The sequence below is a fragment of the Vibrio sp. R10-SG3-ISO3 genome, assembly GCF_059834225.1.
In genome coordinates, this window is sequence record NZ_JCBDHE010000039.1 from 23,955 (window position 1) to 44,614 (window position 20,660).

Consider the following 20,660-nt stretch of genomic DNA (forward strand, 5'->3'; position numbering starts at 1 on the left):
CTTACTTACCCCCCCGCTTGCCTTTGTCTTGATAGAGATTTTCATCCGCCATGATCAGCGCATGGTCTAGCTCATCATCTGGCCGTTTAAACGCCACACCCACGCTCACGGTCACCGCGATGTTCATCGGTCTTAACAGCTGAGCCGATACCTGCTGTTGCAACTTCTCTTTGAGCTCTAACACACGAGGTGGAGTACACCCCGGCAAGATGGCGAGAAACTCATCACCGCCCGAGCGAACAAGATAGTCGGAGTCGCGGAAAACACGCTTCATCGCGTTGGCAATGTGTTTAATCGCTTCATCGCCGGTATGGTGTCCATATTCGTCATTGATGGTTTTGAGTTTGTTGCCATCCACGGCCAAGATAGCCAGAGTTTCACTGTGTGTTTTTTCTATAAACTTGCGAGTATTGAATACCTTGCGGTTATACAGCCCTGTCATCTCATCACGGTGTGACTCTTCGTACACTTTGGCGATATTGGCTTTCGCCTCACGCAGTTTGGCGTAGTGATTCACCCCAAGTAGCGAGACACACCAAAGCAAGAAAAAGGCGGGTAACGTATCAAGCAACAACTTGCTGACCGGATAATTGAAACTGAGCACCGATTTGTTATCAATCACATAGTGCGAGCGAAAGCCCAGCTCTGCCAACGGGTAGTCCGGGTAACTGATTTGCACATAATTAAGCTCGCCCACATTGCCTGAGCTGTACGTCGCTTCTTCACCAAATTTTGAACCAAACGCGTACATATCTACGCTCACATCACCCATCACTTCACCACGATGCAACACGGGGCTCGACAGCGTTATTGTCGGTTCGCCTGAAATCATATCCTGGTAGATTTTTGATACTACTAAGCGATCTGAAAGCGCCTCTGCGGTGGAAAATCGAGAACAAATTCGAAAGCGTTCGCAGCGCTGATCGTGGATGGCGCGTGTACCCAAGTCAATTTGCCCCATATCGCTGAAAAAGATGAACTTTCCCTGCCCTTGAAACGATTGGTAGTAGGTCGCAGAGCGATCATCGAGTAAAAACGCATTCATATTGCCAAAGGCATAAATCAGTGAGGACAACACCACTTTCTCATCGCGATTTAGCTGGTGCGACTCTCCGGTCAGTGGGTAAACGTAGGTCTTAATGCCATATTGACCGATATTGTTGTACGTCTCCTCCAACACCGCCTCATCAATATGAAAAACCGTATTCACAAACAAAGAGGTGTAAATCAGGCGCTGCTTTTGAGTATCGATGCTTTCCGTCAGCAGCTTGAAGTCGTTTTTTTTCGTGCTGACTTGCACATAGGAGTAGGCAAAAAACAGCAAGACATAGGTGATAAACGCCAACGCGCAAGACTTCGTCAGCACGCTGACACGACTCACTTTTTTGCTAATCATAATGCCGCAACCTTGTTGAGCTCCATTAAGTTGCCCACACCATATTTGTCTAAAAGACGCTTCTTATAGGTGCTCACGGTTTTGTCGCTGATCGACAGAATATGCGCGATCTCCTTGTTGGTTTTTCCGCGCAGTAAATGGTTCATCACGACGGCTTCACGATTAGAGAGATCCACTTTCTCGCGCTCAGGGCTCGGAGTTGATTTGAACTTGAAGAAGGTATAGCCGTTGAAGATCCCTTCTACTGCATCACGCAAGATCTCTTGCTGCTCCGACTTACACACATAACCGTCAGCGCCTGCTTTAAACGCCAATTCGCTAAACAGCGCGCTCTCTTCCGCCGAATAGAACAAGACCTTACCGTGATAGCCATGAGACTTAATGCGGCGGTAGAAATCGTATCCATCGACATCAGTGAGATTGATGTCCAAGATAAGCAAGTCCACCGCCCCTGACTTAATAGTATTGAGCGCGCTCTTGGCGTTGTTGGCCACAGAGACACTGTCAATAAAGGGTAAGGTTGAGATGGTGGCGCGAATCGCCACTCCCACCAGTGGATGGTCATCAAACACTAAACAGCGACATTTACTCATAATAAGCTCTCTACTAAATTAGGTTGGCAAAGCGGCAGCTCTGCCAAAGGAACAGGTTTACTGACCAAGTAGCCTTGGCAGGTATGCACACTCAACCCGCGCAATACATCCCACGATTGCTTCGTCTCCACACCTTCTGCCACAACATGAATGTTGAAAGATTGCGCAAGTTGGCTGATAAACGTCACGATGCGCTGCTTTTTGGTGTCGTTCTCAAGACCAAGCACAAAGGTGCGGTCTATCTTGATTTCGTTAAATGGGAAGGCATACAAGTTCTCCAACGAGGAGTAGCCTGTACCAAAATCATCAATCGCGACATTGATGTGATTGACGCGCAGCTTGGCTAAATTTTTGTATAGCGCACGATTTTTCTGGTACGAGTACTCTTCGGTGATTTCTATCGTCAGACGCTGCGGATCCACTCGGTGCTGACGACACAGCGTCAGCACATGATCGGCAAAATTGGGGTTCTCCAGATTCGCTTGATCGGCGTTCACGGAGACTTTGGCGGGCAGCAAACCCTGCTGCATATCCATGAGCGCGTTGAGCAATACGGTATCAAACAGCTCGTTCGACAACTGGCATCGCTCCACCATAGGAAGAAAGGTATCGGGGAAGAGCGTGCCATGCTCTGGGTGTTGCCATCTCGCCAGCGCTTCAACGCCCACTACCTCACCAGTATTGAAATCCACTTGAGGCTGATAAAAATTGCAAATGTCCCCCGCAGCCAATGCGAGCAAAAACTCCGCATCCGTTAGCGTTAGCGCGCGTTGAACGAATGTGCGCGGGGTCGGTTTGATGTAGGAAAATAGAGCGCTTAATTCGGCCTCAACAAAAGGCTTACTGATCTGGGCAATAAGGTCAAAACTGTAACCCTGACACATGGCTTTCACGGTAGAGAGCACAGGTTGATCTAGCCCACTGAGAATGGCGACATGTCCAGAAAAACCGACCTCATTGAGCGCTTCAAGCATGTCGATACCATCTCGACCGGGCATGCTCAAATCACACAAGATCAACTGGTAATCCCGTTCACTCACTGATGCCATCGCCGCATCTACCGAGGTAAAACTGTGAATATCACTCACCCCGAGTTGGCGTAGCGCTCTGTCCAGCATTTTTAGCTGTAAGGGGTGGTCGTCTAATAACATCACTGTGTGTGTCATGATTGGGTTCTCCAGCGGTCTACCGCGGCTACCTCTTGCGTCAGACTATCAATCAATGACGCGACTCCCTGAGAGAATGAGTGAGCAGAAGAGTGCTCTATGTGTTGACACTGAGTCACCAGTGACATGAGCCCAACGGCTGCCAAGCCGCCTTTAATGCTGTGTATCGCCTTACGAAGCACATCGATATCATCACTGTCTCGCAGCACCTTTAAATCTTGATTCATCGACTGCACAAACAGCGCCGAAAATTCGGCTTGTTCGCTCTCGCTTAACTGAGCGAGCCAAGCAGGCATGGCGCGGGTTTCGTTCGCCTCTTCGGGCAGATACAAGCCAAGCAGAGCGCGTAATTGCGCCATTGAATAAGGCTTGCAAAGGACATGGTCCAAGCCGCTTTGGCTGGCAAGCTCCGTCGCCACTCGCGAATCTTCTGCGGTGAGGCCAATCACGGGTAACGCACTCAGTGTCGAGTCTTGACGAATGTGACGCGTCAAGGCAAAACCGTCCATGATGGGCATATGAAAGTCAGTCAGCAGCACATCGATATCCTGGTGCTGAGCAAGATAAGCCAACGCTTGTTCGCCGTTATCGACTATCTTGGCGTCAACGCCCAACTCAGCCAGTTGCATCGCGATGATGTTTTGATTGATGAGGTTATCTTCCGCTACCAAGACACATCCGCTCAGCGCGGGACTTGCAGGCGCATCCTTAGCCGCTGAAGTGGAGGTCGATGTCTGACGCGTGCGCTCCGTCAAGGCTTTAAGCACCAGATGAGGGTAGCGATAGTGCTGACTCGGCATCTCATGTACGTCATCACTCAAACCTCGAATCTGAAGATGATGGTTTTCAAGCATCATCACATCCGCTTGACTCTCACAGGCTTTCAGCCCCCAGGCGCGAAACCACTGTGTCATTTCTACAGGTAAACCTGATTCGTTGTAGCTCACATCGCTCAATATCGGATCTAAGCGAGCACTGGGTTTGAGTGGCAGCTGTAAGCGAAACACACTGCCAACATTGACGATGCTTTCGATATTTAATGACCCACCCATGCAGGCCACCAGCTTATCAACAATGCTCAGCCCTAAACCGGTGCCGCCAAATTGGCGCGTCACGCCATCGTCGGCTTGGGTAAACGGCTGAAAAATCTTTTCTATTTGGCCGCGCGTCATTCCGATGCCGCTATCAGAGACCGTCACGTTGAGTGCCCGATCAGTGGCGGATGCATCAATTTTAATGAAGCCCGTCTGGGTGAACTTAATCGCGTTAGACATCAAGTTGTTGATGATTTGCACCACTCGCACATCATCAATCACGCCATAACGCTGGGCAAAGGGTAAAAATGCCACGCGACACTCCAGCCCTTTGCTCTGCGCTGCACTTTCAAAGGAACGAACCGTCTCCCCCACCACCTGAAGCAGATCGGTCTCAACCGGATTCACACGCAACTGATTGGCGTGCAATTTGGAAAAATCGAGCACTTCATCCACCAGCTGATTGAGGTGACGGGTCGATTGTTTGGCTTGTTCCACCAGTTCAGACACATCAGCATGCAACGGCTTGGTTTGCATCAGCTCCAATAGCCCTTGCGCTGCCGCTATGGGAGTGCGCAGCTCATGGCTCATGGTTGCCAAAAAGCGCTCACGAGAGACGACCGCTTCCTGCGCATATTGCTTCGCTTTGAGAAGCTCGGCTTCTTTCGCTTTGTGCTCGGTGATGTCGTTGAGCACCGTCAACACAAAGCGATTGTTTGAGCTCGGAGACGTGATCATTTTACGTTGGCGGAAAATGTGCGACACCGACAGACGGCAATCTTGAGTTTGGTGATAATCTGCGATCAGTTCACCCGCCAATACCCGCTCCACTTCTTGCGCATTATCGACCAAAGGCGACTGCGCGCTACGACTGGCCACGGTGCACCCGTTGCAATCGCCACGTTGAACGTGCTCGCAGTTACTCAGCACCATCTGGTTGCGGCTGTCATGAATAAATACCCAACTGTCGAGCTCTGAAATAATGGTCTTCAACCACTCTTTTTCGTTCTCTTCTTGATTTGCACTTGCCTCAGCCAAGCCCACTTTGAGCCTGAGGTTAGAGATAATAAAGTAGGTCAGCAGCGCCGCCAGCAACACCAATGTCAGCACAGCGCCAGCAACCTGCACCACTTGCTTGTCGTCATAGCCGTAGATGAAGTTGATTTGGCGATAGCCTCGCATCAGCTTCGCCATCTCGTTAACGTCAATGGTGCTAAATACACTGTCGAGCAATCGCTTCAACTGCGGGGAGTTTTTCACCGCAAACGCGAGGTGCACTTTTAGAGGCTCACGCTCGTTGATTTCGAGCCCGCCGACATCGCTTCGTACCACCAAACTGTGCGCGATATCTTTAGGGATATAAGCAAAATCAATCGCTTGAGATTTCAAATCTGCAATCAGCGTTTTCAGGGTGTCGTATTGTTTGATCTGGCGATCTCGCCACCCGGTAAGATGGACAAATCCTTGGTGCTCACTGCTGGTCAAAACGCCGACAATGTCATGCCCCTGATGTTGAGGCACGTCACCTTCACGGGTAACGGCAACATAGTTGAGGGACAAAAAGGGCTCAGTCAGTTGCCACTTCGCCATCGGTTTTTCATCGGTATACGCCACGGGGACCAAATCGGCGTTATAGCCTGACAGGCTCCCTTCATCGAGATGATCAGGCTCTACATGGGTAAACTCGAGCCCTGTCCGCGAGCGAAGCAGTTGGAAGAAATCATGCAAAAAGCCATCAAGCTTGCCGTCTTCACCACGAAACAGAAACGGATAGGCGGTGGTCGCGGCGCTATAAGTGATCGGCTGTTCGGCGCTATGGGTACGGTGAAAATCGTTCAGTTTGAGTTCAACCGAGTGATAAGGGTTGTCGGAGACTATCGAGCGAACGTTATCTCCCTGCTCTTCTAAATTCAGCACCTGATTGACGCGATCGACAAGGCTTTGATATTTGGCGGTGGTGATCAAGCGCACTTTCTCGCTCTTGACCCACTCTGGCGTCGCCAATGTACCTTTGACGATGTCATGGCCATCAAGAAAGGTGTTTAAGACCACGAAACTGGAGATAAGCGCATCACTCAACCCCAACTCCATCGCTTGCTTGGCATCATCAAGATCGCGGGCATAGTGAATGTTATCAATGCCCGCCGATTTGAGCTGTTCGCAATGGGAAGTGCCGCGAATGCATGACCAAGCAAGAGATTCAGGCGCATGTTTGGCGAGGTGACGATCGGCGTACCACACCGCCACACTGCTAGTGAAAAAAGGTTTAGAGAAGATAAATCGCTTGGCTCGCTCCTCGGTGTGGCTAAAGCCCACCGCCCCGACCACTTCATCACGCTCAATCGCATCCAGCAGTGCAGACACCGTCGGGTAGCCTTTCAGTTCTACCTTCAACTTCAGCGCGTTGGCAATGTTGACCAGATAGTCTTGATTGATGGCGTCAAATGCATTGATGCCATCGCGGTGGGTACCCATCGCTCCCTCTTTTGACACGATACCAAACACCAACGTCGCCCTTTGTGGCTCGCTGGTCGGCGCTACTGGCGCAGTTTTGGTCGCATTCACCTCACCTGTACCTAAACCAAGCAGGCAGAGCGCGCACAGCACCATCACGCGCAGGCGCGGCATGTGAAATCGTGTTTGAAAACGTGGCATCATAAGTCTTTCCTACTCTACTGATCGGCAAGACTAGGGATATAGGAAGCAAAGTCAAACGAGCACGTTTGGCACCTTGATTTTAACTAATTGTTAAATATAGATAATTTTAAATTTTGTAGGAAGAGTATGACACGAGTTCGGGAGATACCAGACAAATCAACTCTGTCAGAAAAGAAGAAAATTGACGCTCTCTAGGCTCAGTAATGACAGAAAAGCCGAAGTGACCCGACATACGGTTCACTTCGGCTTTCGTTGAGGGCAGCACGCTTATTCAACTTGCCCAAAAGAGCGTAACCAGCCTAACAGCTGAGCTCTTATAACTCAGTCATAAAGGTGCCGGTTGGGCTAATCGGCAGGTATTTTTCATAAAACGCCTGGTATTGACCAGCAGGGTCTAAATCACTGAACAGGGATGGGTAAAGAATTTTCGCGTAGAACTGAATCATCGCGCCATCAAGAATCGTACGGCATGCACCGTGATACGCCGCAAACATACGCTGGTTTTGCACCGCAGATAGGGTTGACCAACCGACGCGCTGCTGAAATCCGGCTAAACGCTGCTTCGCTAGCGCTTCATCCACACCTTGCCCCATGACCATAGAGTCATCGGCGCTGCCTGATTCATAGCCTGTCATCACAATCACTTCTGGATTCGCAGCGAGGATTTGCTCTGGGTTGAGTTTGCCCCACCACTCGACGTATGGAGCGGAGATATTGTCACCGCCCGCCATGGTCGCAATCGCACCCCACATGTTTTTGCCAAAGGTGTAGCCAGTTTCACTCACGCCCGCCGCACCATATTCGGTGTAGACACGCGGCTTAGGCAGGTTGGCTTTCGCGAGACGCTCGCTGATCATCTCTACGTTTTTCTGGTACTCATCAGCAATGGTTTGTGCGCGCGCTTGCTGACCAGTGATGACCCCAATCAGCTTAGTGCTTTGCACATGGCGCTCCACCGTTTGGGCGTTGTAATCCACAACGACCACTGCGATCCCGGCACTTTGCATACGCTCAACATCCGATTCAAGTGCCTTAAATTGCCAATCCGCCAGTAGCACGACGTCGGGATTCAAGCCGATCACTTTTTCTACCGAGAAGGTGTTGGTGTCTACACGTCCGATTTCGGGGATCTCATCAAGAGAGGGGCGGTGCTTGACATACTTCGCCCAGCTCGCCGAACGTGCTTGCCAAATGTATTTAGACATGCCAACCACACGGTCATACGCCGCTTCCGTGCCTATTGCCATATAATCTTCAGGGTAAAATCCTACGACGGCTCGTTGCGCCGGTGCATCAAAGGTCACCTCACGTCCTAGAACGTCAGTTACTGTGGTGGTTTGGGCAAAAGTGAAACCGCTAAAACAGAGTGCGGCAAACATCATTAACTGTTTAATCATTGGGTCAATTCCTTGTTGTTTTGCGACATATTAATCCCTTTATTAATGATAATGCAACTAACTATCATTAATGGTAATATCACCACCTTTATTTATGCGAATACGCCCTTTTGTACAGGTAAGATGACGTGGAATCTGTCGCCTTAGAACAGTTAATCAAGCAGCAGCGCCGCAACGAGAAGCAACGCGTAGGCGTCATTATCGCCTTTGCTTGTCTGATTGTGATGACGTTTGTTTTTGACATCATGACCGGGCCTTCGATGCTCAATGCATCCAAAGTCCTCTACTCATTATTGGAATGGATTGGCTTGCCGTATCAAGTCGATGCATCCACGCAAATCATTGTCACCAACCTGCGCTTGCCCATCGCTTTGATGGCGATCGTCGTTGGCGGCGCACTTGGCGTTGGCGGTGCAGAAATGCAGACGTTACTGAACAACACCATGGCAAGCCCCTACACCTTAGGCATGGCCGCCGCCGCTGGTTTTGGCGCGGCTATCACTCTGTACATGGGATCTTGGGGGATCAGCAGCAACTATGCGGTGCCACTCGGCGCGTTTTTGTGTTGTATGCTGTCGGCGTGCTTTTTGTTCTCTCTCGCATCGGTGCGTCATATTAGCTCTGGCCAGCTGATTCTTGCCGGCATTGCGCTGCTGTTTCTGTTTCAATCGCTGCTCTCGTTGGTGCAGTTTGTCTCCTCCCCTGAACTCAGTCAGCAGATTCTATTTTGGCTCTTTGGTAGCCTGTCGAAAGCAACGTGGAATAACCTAGCCATTACTGCGGCGGTGGTCTTATTGGGCGGCGTGTTGCTGATGAAAGATGCGTGGCAACTCACCGCGCTGCGCCTTGGGGAAGAGCGGGCAAAAAGCGTTGGCGTTAACATCAAACGGCTGCGATTAAAAACTCTGTTTATCGTCGCGGTGATCACCGCAACCGTGACCAGTTTTGTTGGGATCATCGGATTTGTCGGCATTGTCGCCCCCAATATGGCGAAATCCATGGTGGGTGAAGATCAGCGATTCTTTTTGCCGATGTCGTTTTTGGTTGGGGCATTTTTGCTCTCAGGCGCCTCTGTGCTATCTAAAATCATCGTGCCAGGCGCGCTATTTCCCATTGGCATAGTCACCGCCATTATTGGCGTGCCTTTCTTCTTCTGGCTTATCTTGGCGAAGCGAGGTTAATGGTGCTGGTTGCGGATCATATTCACATTCATATCGATAATCTCACGCTAGCGGATAACATCAGCTTTGAGCTCAATCCCGGCCAAGTCACTGCGGTACTGGGTCCCAACGGCGCCGGAAAGAGCACACTCTTGAAAGCGCTGTTTGGCGATATTGACCTCTCTCAAGGTGCCATTCGTCATCAAGAGACCACGCTCAACCCGAAAGCTCTCGCTCGCTGGCGTGCTCGCTTTGGCTACATGCCGCAAGACATTCACCTTGAAGTGAGTTTGAGTGTGATAGAAGTGGTACTGATGGGCAGGCTCGATAGTTTGAGCTTGCGCATTGATGATGATTTACTCAAGCAAGGGCTGCACATTCTCAACAGTATTGGCATGGCCCATTTGGCGAATCGTAACGTTAGCTCACTCAGTGGCGGTCAACGGCAGATGATTTTGTTCGCCCAAGCTATCATGCGCAACCCGCAGATCATGTTACTTGATGAGCCCGTTAGCGCATTGGATCTTCACCACCAGCATGTCTTGCTTGATCACTTAGTGAAACAGACACGCGAGCAGCAGTTTGTCAGCATTATGGTGCTGCACGATCTTAATTTGGCGGCGCAATACGCCGACCATCTTCTGGTCATCAAACAGGGGCAATTGGTCGCCAGCGGCGCGCCCAATGCCATTTTGACCACAGAGCTGGTGAAGTCCATCTACAATGTGGATGCCACGGTTCATCATGATAACGATGGCGTACCCTTCATACGTACTCTAAAAGCCAGTTAACGCACGCTCACCGCTCAAAAAAAGCCCCAGCATTAAGCTGGGGCCATTTCGACTAAACAATAAACTTGTTGAGTGCTGATGATTGCTCTTCGACAAGGCGCGTCTGTTGCTCGACTAAGTTAGACGTTTCCAACGTACGTTCTGCTACTTGGCTCGACAGATCTTTGATGTTCACCGTATTGCTGTTGATCTCTTCAGCCACCAAGCTTTGCTCTTCCGCCGCGGAGGCAATTTGGATATTCATTTCGGTGATTTGCGACACCGCATCTTTAATGCGATGCAGTGACTCATTGGCACTGTGCGCGTGCTCTACCGTCTCCATCGCCAGATCGTAGCTCTGAGTCATCGCCGAAGCCGTCGTGTTCGCGCCCGCTTGTAAGCGTTCAATCATAGCGCGAATCTCGGTGGTCGATTCCGTCGTGCGCTGCGCTAAGGTGCGAACTTCATCCGCTACTACTGCAAAACCGCGTCCTGAATCGCCCGCACGCGCCGCTTCAATCGCCGCGTTCAATGCAAGCAGGTTGGTTTGGTCAGCAATGCCATTTATTACGCTGACGATAGATTCAATGCTGTCGGTTGAGGCTTCCAGTTCACGGACACTTTTCGACGCGCGCTCCATCTGCTGCGCCAGCGTTTGGATAGAATCAGACGTCAGCGAGACGATGCTGGTGCCCTCTTCTGCAGCGTGATCCGCCGATTGCGCAGCGTGCGCGGCGCTCTGTGCATTCTCTGCCACCAACGCACAGGTCGTCGACATCTCATTCATCGCAGTCGCCAACTGCTCCACTTCTTGTACTTGAGTGTCCAGTAGGATTCGTGAATCGTTCGCCGCGATATTGGTCGATTCCGCCACATGAGTGACATCGTGCGCTGTGCGTTGGCTGTCTTTAATCAGCGCTTGAATCGTCGCCACAAAGTTGTTGAAGCTTTTCGCTAGCTGGCTAAATTCTTCATCGGTATTGGTATCAAGACGCTTGGTCAAGTCACCATCGCCACTTGCAACGTTGTCCATCGCTGCACTCAGTTGACGCAATGGGCGGGTTAGCCAAGCGATGATCGCCAAGAAAACCGCTAAACTGAGGAACATCAAGAGAGTGGCAATGATCATCGAGCTTGTGCTCATGTTCTGCAAAGGAAGATGTGTCTGCTCAAAATCGACGAGGATGCCGACAAACCAGCGTGTATCAGGCACTGGCTGGTAGGTGACATAGTAATCTCGCCCATTAACAGGCAAGATCTTAACATCATTGCTAATCGCACCATTTGCAATGAAACGAGTCAGAGGCTGACCATTAAATTGCGCGTTTGGGTGACCAATGATGGTGCCATTTTCATGAACAATGAATAGCATGCTGTGTGGCACGTCAGCCTCATTGACAGTGGCTGACAACACAGAAAGGTCAACATCAAAAAAGCTTACTGCCTCAAGCTGACCACTCTGGTAAATCGGTTGTGACACAGAGATCAATACCGCGCCTGTGCCTTCATCCACATACGGCTCTGTCACCACTCGTTGACCCACGCGCTTTGCGTCCACATACCAAGGGCGAGTGCGAGAATCCCAGTCACTCGGTGGCGTCCAACTGGCATCATTGTGCACAATTCGGCCATCATCTTCATATCCGACTCCGGCGGTAACAAAGACATGATTCAGTGCCGATTGATTGAAAATAGTATGAACACTCTCTTGAGGTGCGTTCGCCGTCAACTCCGATAGGTAATCAGCAAAGTCATATTTGGCCTTCATGGTTTCCGACAAATTATCAGCTACCTGTTTCATCGAGAGGTCAATCATTGTTGAGATAGAACTCTCCACTTCTTTACTCAATGCACGGTAGTTAAGGGTCGATAATAGACTCAACGACACTAAACATATCGCTGATCCTGCTACGATCAGTTTGGTACGAAATTTCATAATTCCTCGGAGACAAATAAGCATGCTCGTGCGAGTGTAGCGAAGTGCATATTTTATGAGGAATATCGGTTATTCCTCATACAGTAACGAGGTACACATTGGCTCCGTACCAATACCAAACAGCAAAAAGCCCACCGAAGTGGGCTTTTGGGAGTTAGGCTTTAGACGTCGTGTTACCAAAGCATCTATCTTTATCACACAATCGGTCTTTGTCCGCGATCCATCAGCTTCATGAGCACGTTATCGGCGGCTTCTCCGGCAATGCCGGCCAGCTTGGATGACAGCTTTTTCTTTTGTGTGTAATGGATCGCCAAAACGGTTTTTTCCTTGCAGGCGGTGGCGATAAGGTCATCGGAAGTGTTGATTTCATCCACCAAGCCCAGCTTGTGCGCTTGTGTGCCGAACCAGTGTTCACCGGTGGCGACTTTCTCCAACGCTAACTCTGGGCGATGTTCACGGATAAAATCTTTAAAGAGATCGTGCGTCTCTTCAAGCTCTTGTTTGAATTTTTCACGCGCTTTGTCGGTGTTTTCGCCAAACATAGTGAGCGTGCGTTTGTACTCACCAGCAGTCAGCTGCTCATAGTCGATGTCGTGCTTTTTCAGCAGCTTATTGAAATTTGGCAACTGGGCAATCACGCCAATAGAGCCGACAATCGCAAACGGTGCCGAGACAATTTTGTCCGCAATGCACGCCATCATATAACCGCCGCTGGCCGCTACTTTATCGACCGCGATGGTCAGTGGAATGCCCGCGTGCTTGATGCGATCCAATTGCGAAGAGGCCAAGCCATAGCCGTGCACCATGCCACCACCCGATTCAAGACGCAGCAGCACTTCATCTCCCTCACGGGCCACGGCAAGAATGGCGGTCACTTCTTCACGGAGTGAAGCCACCTCTTTCGCATCAATGCTACCCTTAAAATCCAACACAAAAAGATGCGGCTCGCGCTGGCTGTCTAACTCACCCGCTTTACTGGCCTGTTTAATGGCTTTCTCGCGCGCTTTGGTCTCTTCTTTCTGGCTCTTCTTCTCCGCCTTGTCGCGCGCTTTCAAAAACGCATCATCATGCAGATGATGTTCGAGGGTATCGACAGTGTGTTTATGCTGTTCACTGAGGTTGGTCACCTCCAGTTCACCTTTGGCACTTCCACTCTTGCCACCCGCGGCTTTGGCTATCACTAAAATCGCAATAATCGCGACCACAACAGTCACAATCTTGGCTAAAAACAGCCCGTACTCCAACAAAAATTCCAATGTGAATATCCTCTCCTAGGCGAATTGGTGTATTGTAACCACCTTGTCACGAAGACTTAAAGCAGAAGATTACAATAAGGATGCACATCGTGGATTATGCTGTCTCTTCAGATGCCCTGAAAGGTAAGGTTATTCTGGTTACTGGCGCGGGAGCCGGTATTGGTAAACAAGCGGCGCTCTCTTATGCAGAGCATGGCGCAACGGTGATTCTCCTTGGCCGCACCGTCAAAAAACTCGAAGCCACCTACGACGAAATTGAAGCCGCCGGCTACCCTCAGCCAGCGATTATTCCTCTAGATATGAAAGGCGCCAGCAAGCAAAACTATCTGGATATGGCCGATACGATTGAGAGCCAGTTTGGACGTCTTGATGGTGTGCTGCACAACGCCAGTTTGCTTGGCGTGATCAGTCCGTTTGATCAAATCGGTGAGGACACCTATGACGACGTGATGCAAGTCAACGTCAAAGCGCCCTTTTTGATGACGCAGGCCCTGCTGCCTTTGCTGCGTCAATCCGACGATGCGCGCATTGTCTTTACCTCATCCACCGTGGGTCACAGTGGCCGCGCGTTCTGGGGCACGTATGCGATGTCCAAATTTGCAACCGAAGGCATGATGCAAGTGTTGGCGGATGAGCTCAGTGACTCGACTATTCGTGTTAATGCCATCAACCCAGGCGCGACCCGCACAGGCATGCGCGCAAAAGCCTACCCAGCGGAAGATGCCGATTTACTCAAAACACCGCTCGATCTGATGCCCCTGTATCTCTACTTGATGGCACCAGAAGGTCGCGCCGTCAACGGTCAGTGTATTGACGCGCAACCGAAAAAATAATCACCAATAAACGCCGACTTCTCAACGCCTTGCACTCTGTGTGAGGCGTTTTTTTATTCACTCACACCACGAGGATCTTGTCGATCGTTGATAAACAATTATACTGTATATATATACAGGTAAATAGTTATGTATGAACTGATCGAACATCTTAAGCAAAAACAATGGCTTTGGCAGGGTAATCAAACCTTAGCAGAGCAAGACCACTACACCACTGGCTATGATCTGCTTGATCAAAAACTCAGCGGCGGCTTCCCGAAGCAAGGTGTGGTGGAGCTGAGCTCGCCCGCTGCTATTGGTGAGCTGCGCCTGTTGCTTCCCCATCTAAGAAACACCACTCAAGAGCGGTTGTCGGTCTTTATTCAGCCGCCGGGGTATCTATGCGCCGAGCAGCTCATCCGCGAAGGGTTCGATATGAATAAGATTTTGCTCCTCTACCCACGCGAGCACAAAGAGGCGCTGTGGGCCGCTGAACAATGTTTAAAAAGCGGCGCTTGCAGCAATGTGCTGTTATGGTCAAGCGAGTTAGAAGTGCACCAAGCTCGGCGTTTGCAAGTCGCCAGTGAACGCGGTGATAGTTTGTCTTTTTTGTTCAAATCCGAGCAGCACAGCCAGGCATCACTGCCGGTGAGCTTAAGCCTTGCCCTGCGCCCGCACCCTTTGGGCTTAGAGGTCACCATCACCAAACGCCGCGGCGGATGGCCACACGCCAGTTTTGTGCTGGATATGAGCCGCACTTGGCCAGCACTGACGCAGGCTCGCTCGCCATCAAGCGCTGACGTTCTCCCCTTTCCACTGAGGCAGCAAGGCTAACGATGACGCTCTGGTTGTATCTCCATTTTCCGTCCTTGCAACTGGACGCGCTGTTTCACACGCCGCAAGGTGATCCGCTGGTGATTGTCGATCCTCAACGCTTTAGGGTTGTGCAGTTAAATGCAGCGGCTCATGCTCAAGGGATCCAACCTGGCATGGGGCTAGGCAGCGCCAGTGCGCTTTGCCCGACTCTGCAAGTGCACCCTTATGATGCCGATGTCGAGCATAAGTTGTTACTGGAACTGGCGCAGTGGCTCTATTTCGTCACCTCTGACATTGCGCTCTATCCCCCCAATGGCTTGCTACTTAAAGTTACCGATATGCTGACCTTATACGAGGGGTTGGATAAGTATTGGCAGCAGCTCAGTCAGCACCTCACGCGCTGGTCGGTGGATGGAAAAGAGACAGAAGAGATCGATTGCAACGCGCCGATGCGCCTTCACTATCACTACGCCACGGGGTTTTCTCCGCTGTGCGCCATGCTATTGGCCAAATCGGGTACAGACATGATTGAAGAGCGTCAAGAGAGACTCCATCAAGCCCTTTTACCGTTTGCTCTGCACGCGACCGAACTCGCCCCCTCGCAAGTGGATAAACTCGCGCGCGTCGGGATAACCACACTCGAACAACTGCTGGCATTGCCAATGCAAGATATTGCCCGCCGCTTTGATATTGATTTGGTCAACTATGTTGGGCGCTTGATGGGCCAATTTAAGCATCCGGTAGATTTCTACCATCCGCCCGAGTCCTTCCAGCGTTATCTGGAACTGCTGTTTGAGATTGAGACCATCGCGTGGCTCACTCGCCCTTTGCAACGCCTGCTCAATCAACTGGAAACCTTCCTTATGCTGCGCAATCAAGTGGCCTATGAGCTCACACTCACACTGCATCAACGGGAAGGACAAGAGGCGCAGATTCACTTTACCTCCGCCAGTGGTGATTATCTGGCCACGCGCTGGATGACGCTGTGCCAGCTGACGTTGGAGTCGATGAAACTCGACGCGCCAGTACAAGGACTGACACTCGAGTTAGTACGCGGCGGCGAATTAGAATCCACCAGCCCCAACCTGTTTGGCAAAAAGCAGGGCCAACAGAGCGAGTTGGAGCTCATCAGCCTACTGCAAGCCAAGTTGGGCACGCAGCAGGTACGTAAAATCGCCCTCACCGCCGATCCTAGACCGGAAAAATCACTGGCGCTGCGCGAGCCAGAGCGCCCCGTTCCAACCTCTCTGGCTACGCCGAAGTTTCGCCCTTTGGTGTTACTCGACAACGCTCAGCCACTGGAAGAGAACGTCACCTTGATTCAAGGACCCGAACGCATTGCAACCGGATGGTGGAATGGTGACAGCATCACTCGGGATTACTTCATCGCTCGCAGTGAGGTTGGGCGCTGGTTGTGGGTCTATCGCACCCCGCAGCGGCAGTGGTTTTTGCATGGCCTATTTTGTTAGCACTGAACCCAAGAGAAAAGCATGTCGTACGCTGAGCTTTACTGCCAAACCAATTTCTCGTTTCTGACCGGCGCTTCTCACGCAGAGGAGCTGATCTTACAGGCGGATTTTCTTCGCTATCACTCACTGGCCATTACCGATGAGTGCTCCGTCGCGGGCGTGGTGCGCGCCTACAGTGCCGTTAAGCAGCACCAACTCGGGATTCATTTGATTGTCGGCAGCGTATTTTGGTTGAACCCCCATTGCCACGTGGTGTTACTCTGCCCTAGCCGTGAAGCGTACGCCGAGCTGTGCCGGATTATTACCAATGCGCGTCGGCGCTCAGAGAAAGGGCAATATCAACTATCAGAGTGGGATCTGATGTCCGTTCGCCACTGTTTTGTACTTTGGCTCCCCACCCACCACAGCGAAGATAGCCGCTGGGGACGCTGGCTCCATCAACATCATGCTGATCGCTTGTGGATTGGTGTTCAGCGCCATCTTAAAGAAGACGATCACGCCTACTTAGCCCATTGTGAGCAGCTCGCCGAATCGCTTCATTTACCCATTACGGCGTGCGGCGGCGTATTGATGCACAGCGCAACACGCCTGCCTTTGCAACATGTCCTCACCGCGATTCGTCTTGGTCAAAGTGTTGAACAGGTCTCTGCGCATTTGCTCGCCAACACAGAGCGCAGCCTGCGCAGCCAAGATAAGCTCAACAAACTGTTTAAAGCTGAATGGCTAGCGGAGAGTGTTCGGATTGCTAAGCGCTGCCATTTCTGCCTCAGTGAGCTCAAATACGAATACCCTAGCGAGCTGATTCCTGACGGCCACACCCCGATGAGTTACCTAACCGCATTAGTAGAAAAAGGCAAAATAGCACGCTTTCCAGACGGCGTTCCTCAGGAGATTGAACACACCATTCAAAAAGAGCTAGCGCTGATTGAGGCGCTCGATTATCCGTTTTACTTTCTCACCATTCATGACATGGTGATGTTTGCCAAACGCCAGAAAATCCTCTACCAAGGGCGAGGTTCAGCGGCCAACTCCGTCGTCTGCTACTGCTTAGAAATTACCGCCGTTGACCCAAGACAAATCTCAGTACTGTTTGAGCGTTTCATCAGTAAAGAGCGCGATGAGCCGCCCGATATTGATGTCGATTTTGAGCACGAGCGACGCGAAGAGGTCATTCAATACCTTTATCAAAAATACGGCCGTGAACGCGCAGCGCTCGCCGCAACGGTGATCTCCTATCGTTTTAAAAGTGCGGTACGTGATGTCGGTAAAGCGCTTGGCATTGAAGAGAGCCAACTTGACCACTTCATTCACAACGTCAACCGCCGTGACCGCACTCAAGGTTGGCAAGCTCAGATCGTACAGTTGGGCCTGCAACCGGGCTCACTCAAAGGCCGGCAGTTTATCGACTTGGTCAATGAGATTTTGGGCTTTCCGCGTCACTTATCACAGCATGTGGGCGGCTTTGTCATCTCCGCAGGTCCACTCTATGAACTGGTGCCGATCGAAAATGCCGCCATGGCCGATCGCACCGTGATCCAGTGGGATAAAGATGACTTAGAAAGCCTCAAACTGCTCAAAGTCGATGTGCTGGCACTGGGCATGCTCAGCGCCATTCGCAAATGTTTTGCCTTGATTCGGCGCTGGCACGGACGCAACTTATCGATTGCCGACATTACCCGCCTTGGCGATGACCCCAAGGTGTATCACATGATTCAAAAAGCCGACACCGTGGGCGTGTTTCAGATTGAATCACGCGCGCAGATGAGTATGCTACCGCGCCTCAAACCCGCCAACTACTATGATCTGGTGATACAGATTGCGATTGTGCGCCCAGGGCCAATTCAAGGGGATATGGTTCATCCCTTTCTCAAGCGCCGTGATGGCTTAGAGCCCGTCACCTACCCTTCAAAAGAGGTGGAAGAGGTGCTGTCACGCACAATGGGGGTGCCGATTTTCCAAGAGCAAGTGATCAAACTGGCGATGGTGGCCGCCGGCTTTAGTGGCGGGGAAGCCGATCAGTTGCGACGCGCAATGGCGGCATGGAAGAAAAATGGCGATTTGGTGAAGTTTCGCACCAAACTGATTGAGGGCATGTTAGCGCGCGGCTATGAACAAGCGTTTGCCGAGCGATTATTTGACCAGATCTTAGGCTTTGGCGAATACGGTTTTCCTGAGAGCCACTCCGCCTCCTTTGCGGTGCTCGCTTACTGCTCGGCATGGCTAAAGTGCCATTACCCTTACGCGTTTTATACGGCGCTGCTCAATAGCTTGCCGATGGGCTTTTACAGCCCTTCTCAATTGATCCAAGATGCGCGTCGCCACCAACTGCGCGTATTACCTATCTGTATCAACCACTCTGAGTATGACCATCAGGTCGTACGCGATGAACACGGATTTGCCCTAAGGCTGGGCTTTCGTCTTATTAAAGGCTTTAGTCAAACCAGCGCTAAGCAGGTACTCAAAGCGCGCCATAACGGACACTTTCACCATCCAAGTCAACTGAAACACATTGGCTTAAACCAGAAAGAGCTCGAAGCACTGGCCTCAGCCAACGCCATGCACACCATTGCCAACAACCGCTACCATACCCGCTGGGCGATGATGGACTCACTCAATGACTTGCCACTGTTTCGCCACCTCAATGATGAGCAAGCCGCGCCGGTGCCTGCCCCAAGCGATGTGCAAACCTTACTTGAAGATTACGCCGCCACTGGGCTATCGCTGCACAGCCACCCCATCACACTGCTGGATAACGCTCAGCGATTAGGCCGTTTTACTCGGATGAATCAACTGGTGCAAAAGCCGCATCAGTCCTTAGTCACCGTAGTAGGTGTGGTCACGGGCAGGCAATCCCCGGGAACCGCCGCTGGAGTGACTTTTTTTACTCTGGAAGACGATACCGGCAATATCAATGTTGTGGTGTGGCAAGCGACCGCCAGAGCGCAAAAAAACGCTTACCTGACCGCCAAGATACTCAAAGTCAAAGGGATTTTAGAACGCGAAGGCGACGTCACACATGTCATCGCTGGGCGCTTAGAGGATATGACCGAGCAACTGGCAGACTTAAACAGCCGCTCGCGAGATTTTCATTAAATGGTGAGCCCGTCAGATCAAACCCAAAGGTCACAACAAGTCAGACTTACTTGCTCAGTACATCGCGCAGACGATCTTGCGCCACTTCCACCAGCAAATCCGGCTGGAACTTGGAGATAAAGCGATCGCAGCCCACTTTTTTCACCATGGCTTCGTTAAAACTGCCACTGAGCGAGGTGTTCAAGGTCACGTAGAGATCTTTCATACGCGGATCGTTACGGATTTCATAGGTGAGTTTGTAGCCGTCCATTTCTGGCATTTCGGCATCGGTGATCATCAGCAACAAGTCTTCCACCACATTCTTGCCTTCATCCGCCCAAGACTTAAGCAGTCTCAACGCTTCAAGGCCATCGCGGCACTCAATGATATTAAGGCCCAGCTGCGACAAGGTTCCTCTCACCTGAGCGCGCGCCGTCGAGGAGTCATCAACAATCAAGACGTTGCGTCCGACCATTTGTGTCGACAACTCTTCATCCAGTACGCCTTCGGAAATGGAGACGTCGTAGTCAATGATCTCAGCCAGCACTTTTTCTACATCGATGATTTCGACAATCTTCTGCTGGATGTCTTCTTGCACATGTGTAATGGCTGTCAGGTAGTTCGCACGTCCTGCCGTTTTCGGTGGCGGCTGAATTTCACTCCATGCGGTGTTAACAATATTGCGCACTTGACCTACTAGGAAGCCCTGCACAGTGCGGTTGTATTCGGTGATGATGAGATTTTCTTCTTGATTTTCAAGACGAGAAGGCGGGAAACCAATGGCAGCGCGCAGGTCAATCACGGGCACAGAGACACCACGCAGTGATGCGACACCCGTGATGTTGTAATGAGAGCCGGGCATTTTGGTCAATGGCGGCACTTTGATCACTTCACGCACTTTAAACACATTGATCGCGAAGATTTGACGACTGTTGAGGCTAAACAGCAACAACTCAAGTCGGTTCTCACCCACCAAGTTTGTGCGCTGATCTACGGTATTTAATACTCCAGACATACTACTTCTCAACCAATGTATTAAGACAAATTAACTAGGGTATTCACCCCATCCCTTTTCAAGATTATATGGGAAAGTGGAAAAGATAAAGCTTGGCTATGAGATGACGT

General features: G+C 51.0%; 14 protein-coding genes. 6 read left to right on the forward strand and 8 right to left on the reverse strand.

Annotated elements, in window-relative coordinates; genetic code table 11:
* Window position 1 precedes the first annotated feature (1 nt).
* The 5 genes from AC6R1A_RS09195 to AC6R1A_RS09215 all read right to left on the reverse strand — a co-directional run bounded on the left by AC6R1A_RS09195 (window position 2) and on the right by AC6R1A_RS09215 (window position 8,244).
* Window positions 2-1,396 (reverse strand): sensor domain-containing diguanylate cyclase, encoded by a 1,395-nt coding sequence (locus AC6R1A_RS09195; RefSeq protein ID WP_500633518.1) that lies wholly within the window; start codon window positions 1,394-1,396, stop codon window positions 2-4.
* Window positions 1,393-1,989: a response regulator gene (locus AC6R1A_RS09200; RefSeq protein WP_500633517.1), complete on the reverse strand. Its 597-nt coding sequence runs from the start codon at window positions 1,987-1,989 to the stop codon at window positions 1,393-1,395. The genes AC6R1A_RS09195 and AC6R1A_RS09200 overlap by 4 nt, the downstream gene beginning before the upstream one ends.
* Window positions 1,986-3,155, reverse strand: a complete 1,170-nt coding sequence (locus AC6R1A_RS09205) for an EAL domain-containing response regulator (RefSeq protein WP_500633516.1) — start codon at window positions 3,153-3,155, stop codon at window positions 1,986-1,988. Before AC6R1A_RS09205 ends, AC6R1A_RS09200 begins: the two co-directional genes overlap by 4 nt.
* Entirely contained in the window at window positions 3,152-6,847 is a 3,696-nt protein-coding gene (locus AC6R1A_RS09210; protein ID WP_500633515.1) for an ATP-binding protein, read from the reverse strand. Before AC6R1A_RS09210 ends, AC6R1A_RS09205 begins: the two co-directional genes overlap by 4 nt.
* Window positions 6,848-7,161: 314 nt before the next feature.
* Window positions 7,162-8,244 (reverse strand): ABC transporter substrate-binding protein, encoded by a 1,083-nt coding sequence (locus AC6R1A_RS09215; protein ID WP_500633514.1) that lies wholly within the window; start codon window positions 8,242-8,244, stop codon window positions 7,162-7,164.
* A 128-nt stretch (window positions 8,245-8,372) separates the two neighbouring features.
* On the opposite strand from AC6R1A_RS09215, the gene AC6R1A_RS09220 reads away from it, so the two are divergent.
* Window positions 8,373-9,425 carry a FecCD family ABC transporter permease gene (locus AC6R1A_RS09220; RefSeq protein ID WP_334568275.1) on the forward strand — a complete coding sequence of 351 codons (1,053 nt, stop codon included), beginning with the start codon at window positions 8,373-8,375 and terminating at the stop codon, window positions 9,423-9,425.
* On the forward strand, window positions 9,425-10,195 hold the full coding sequence (locus AC6R1A_RS09225) for an ABC transporter ATP-binding protein (RefSeq protein WP_500631663.1): 771 nt from the start codon (window positions 9,425-9,427) through the stop codon (window positions 10,193-10,195). Before AC6R1A_RS09220 ends, AC6R1A_RS09225 begins: the two co-directional genes overlap by 1 nt.
* Before the next feature lie 52 nt (window positions 10,196-10,247).
* Here the strand turns inward: AC6R1A_RS09225 and AC6R1A_RS09230 are convergent, their stop codons facing one another.
* Entirely contained in the window at window positions 10,248-12,110 is a 1,863-nt protein-coding gene (locus AC6R1A_RS09230; RefSeq protein ID WP_500633513.1) for a methyl-accepting chemotaxis protein, read from the reverse strand.
* Window positions 12,111-12,304: 194 nt separating this feature from the next.
* Entirely contained in the window at window positions 12,305-13,366 is a 1,062-nt protein-coding gene (gene sohB, locus AC6R1A_RS09235) for a protease SohB (RefSeq protein WP_500631665.1), read from the reverse strand.
* Window positions 13,367-13,455: 89 nt separating this feature from the next.
* Between sohB and AC6R1A_RS09240 the strand changes: the two genes are divergently transcribed.
* The 4 genes from AC6R1A_RS09240 (at window position 13,456) to AC6R1A_RS09255 (ending at window position 19,556) form a co-directional block, all read left to right on the forward strand.
* On the forward strand, window positions 13,456-14,199 hold the full coding sequence (locus AC6R1A_RS09240; RefSeq protein ID WP_500629691.1) for a YciK family oxidoreductase: 744 nt from the start codon (window positions 13,456-13,458) through the stop codon (window positions 14,197-14,199).
* Between the two features lie 129 nt (window positions 14,200-14,328).
* Window positions 14,329-15,012: a translesion DNA synthesis-associated protein ImuA gene (gene imuA, locus AC6R1A_RS09245; protein ID WP_500633512.1), complete on the forward strand. Its 684-nt coding sequence runs from the start codon at window positions 14,329-14,331 to the stop codon at window positions 15,010-15,012.
* A gap of 2 nt (window positions 15,013-15,014) precedes the next feature.
* Entirely contained in the window at window positions 15,015-16,463 is a 1,449-nt protein-coding gene (locus AC6R1A_RS09250) for a Y-family DNA polymerase (protein WP_500633511.1), read from the forward strand.
* Window positions 16,464-16,484: 21 nt separating this feature from the next.
* Entirely contained in the window at window positions 16,485-19,556 is a 3,072-nt protein-coding gene (locus tag AC6R1A_RS09255) for an error-prone DNA polymerase (protein WP_500633510.1), read from the forward strand.
* 46 nt (window positions 19,557-19,602) lie between these two features.
* On the opposite strand, the gene AC6R1A_RS09260 is transcribed toward AC6R1A_RS09255, so the two are convergent.
* Window positions 19,603-20,550, reverse strand: a complete 948-nt coding sequence (locus AC6R1A_RS09260; RefSeq protein WP_500633509.1) for a chemotaxis protein CheV — start codon at window positions 20,548-20,550, stop codon at window positions 19,603-19,605.
* Window positions 20,551-20,660: the final 110 nt, after the last annotated feature.

Excerpts from the sequence above, each read along its gene's own strand:
- AC6R1A_RS09195 (WP_500633518.1), bottom strand. The coding sequence starts at position 1,396 with ATGATTAGCAAAAAAGTGAGTCGTGTCAGCGTGCTGACGAAGTCTTGC.
- AC6R1A_RS09200 (WP_500633517.1), bottom strand. The coding sequence starts at position 1,989 with ATGAGTAAATGTCGCTGTTTAGTGTTTGATGACCATCCACTGGTGGGA.
- AC6R1A_RS09205 (WP_500633516.1), bottom strand. The coding sequence starts at position 3,155 with ATGACACACACAGTGATGTTATTAGACGACCACCCCTTACAGCTAAAA.
- AC6R1A_RS09210 (WP_500633515.1), bottom strand. The coding sequence starts at position 6,847 with ATGATGCCACGTTTTCAAACACGATTTCACATGCCGCGCCTGCGCGTG.
- AC6R1A_RS09215 (WP_500633514.1), bottom strand. The coding sequence starts at position 8,244 with ATGATTAAACAGTTAATGATGTTTGCCGCACTCTGTTTTAGCGGTTTC.
- AC6R1A_RS09225 (WP_500631663.1), top strand. The coding sequence starts at position 9,425 with ATGGTGCTGGTTGCGGATCATATTCACATTCATATCGATAATCTCACG.
- AC6R1A_RS09230 (WP_500633513.1), bottom strand. The coding sequence starts at position 12,110 with ATGAAATTTCGTACCAAACTGATCGTAGCAGGATCAGCGATATGTTTA.
- imuA (WP_500633512.1), top strand. The coding sequence starts at position 14,329 with ATGTATGAACTGATCGAACATCTTAAGCAAAAACAATGGCTTTGGCAG.
- AC6R1A_RS09250 (WP_500633511.1), top strand. The coding sequence starts at position 15,015 with ATGACGCTCTGGTTGTATCTCCATTTTCCGTCCTTGCAACTGGACGCG.
- AC6R1A_RS09255 (WP_500633510.1), top strand. The coding sequence starts at position 16,485 with ATGTCGTACGCTGAGCTTTACTGCCAAACCAATTTCTCGTTTCTGACC.
- AC6R1A_RS09260 (WP_500633509.1), bottom strand. The coding sequence starts at position 20,550 with ATGTCTGGAGTATTAAATACCGTAGATCAGCGCACAAACTTGGTGGGT.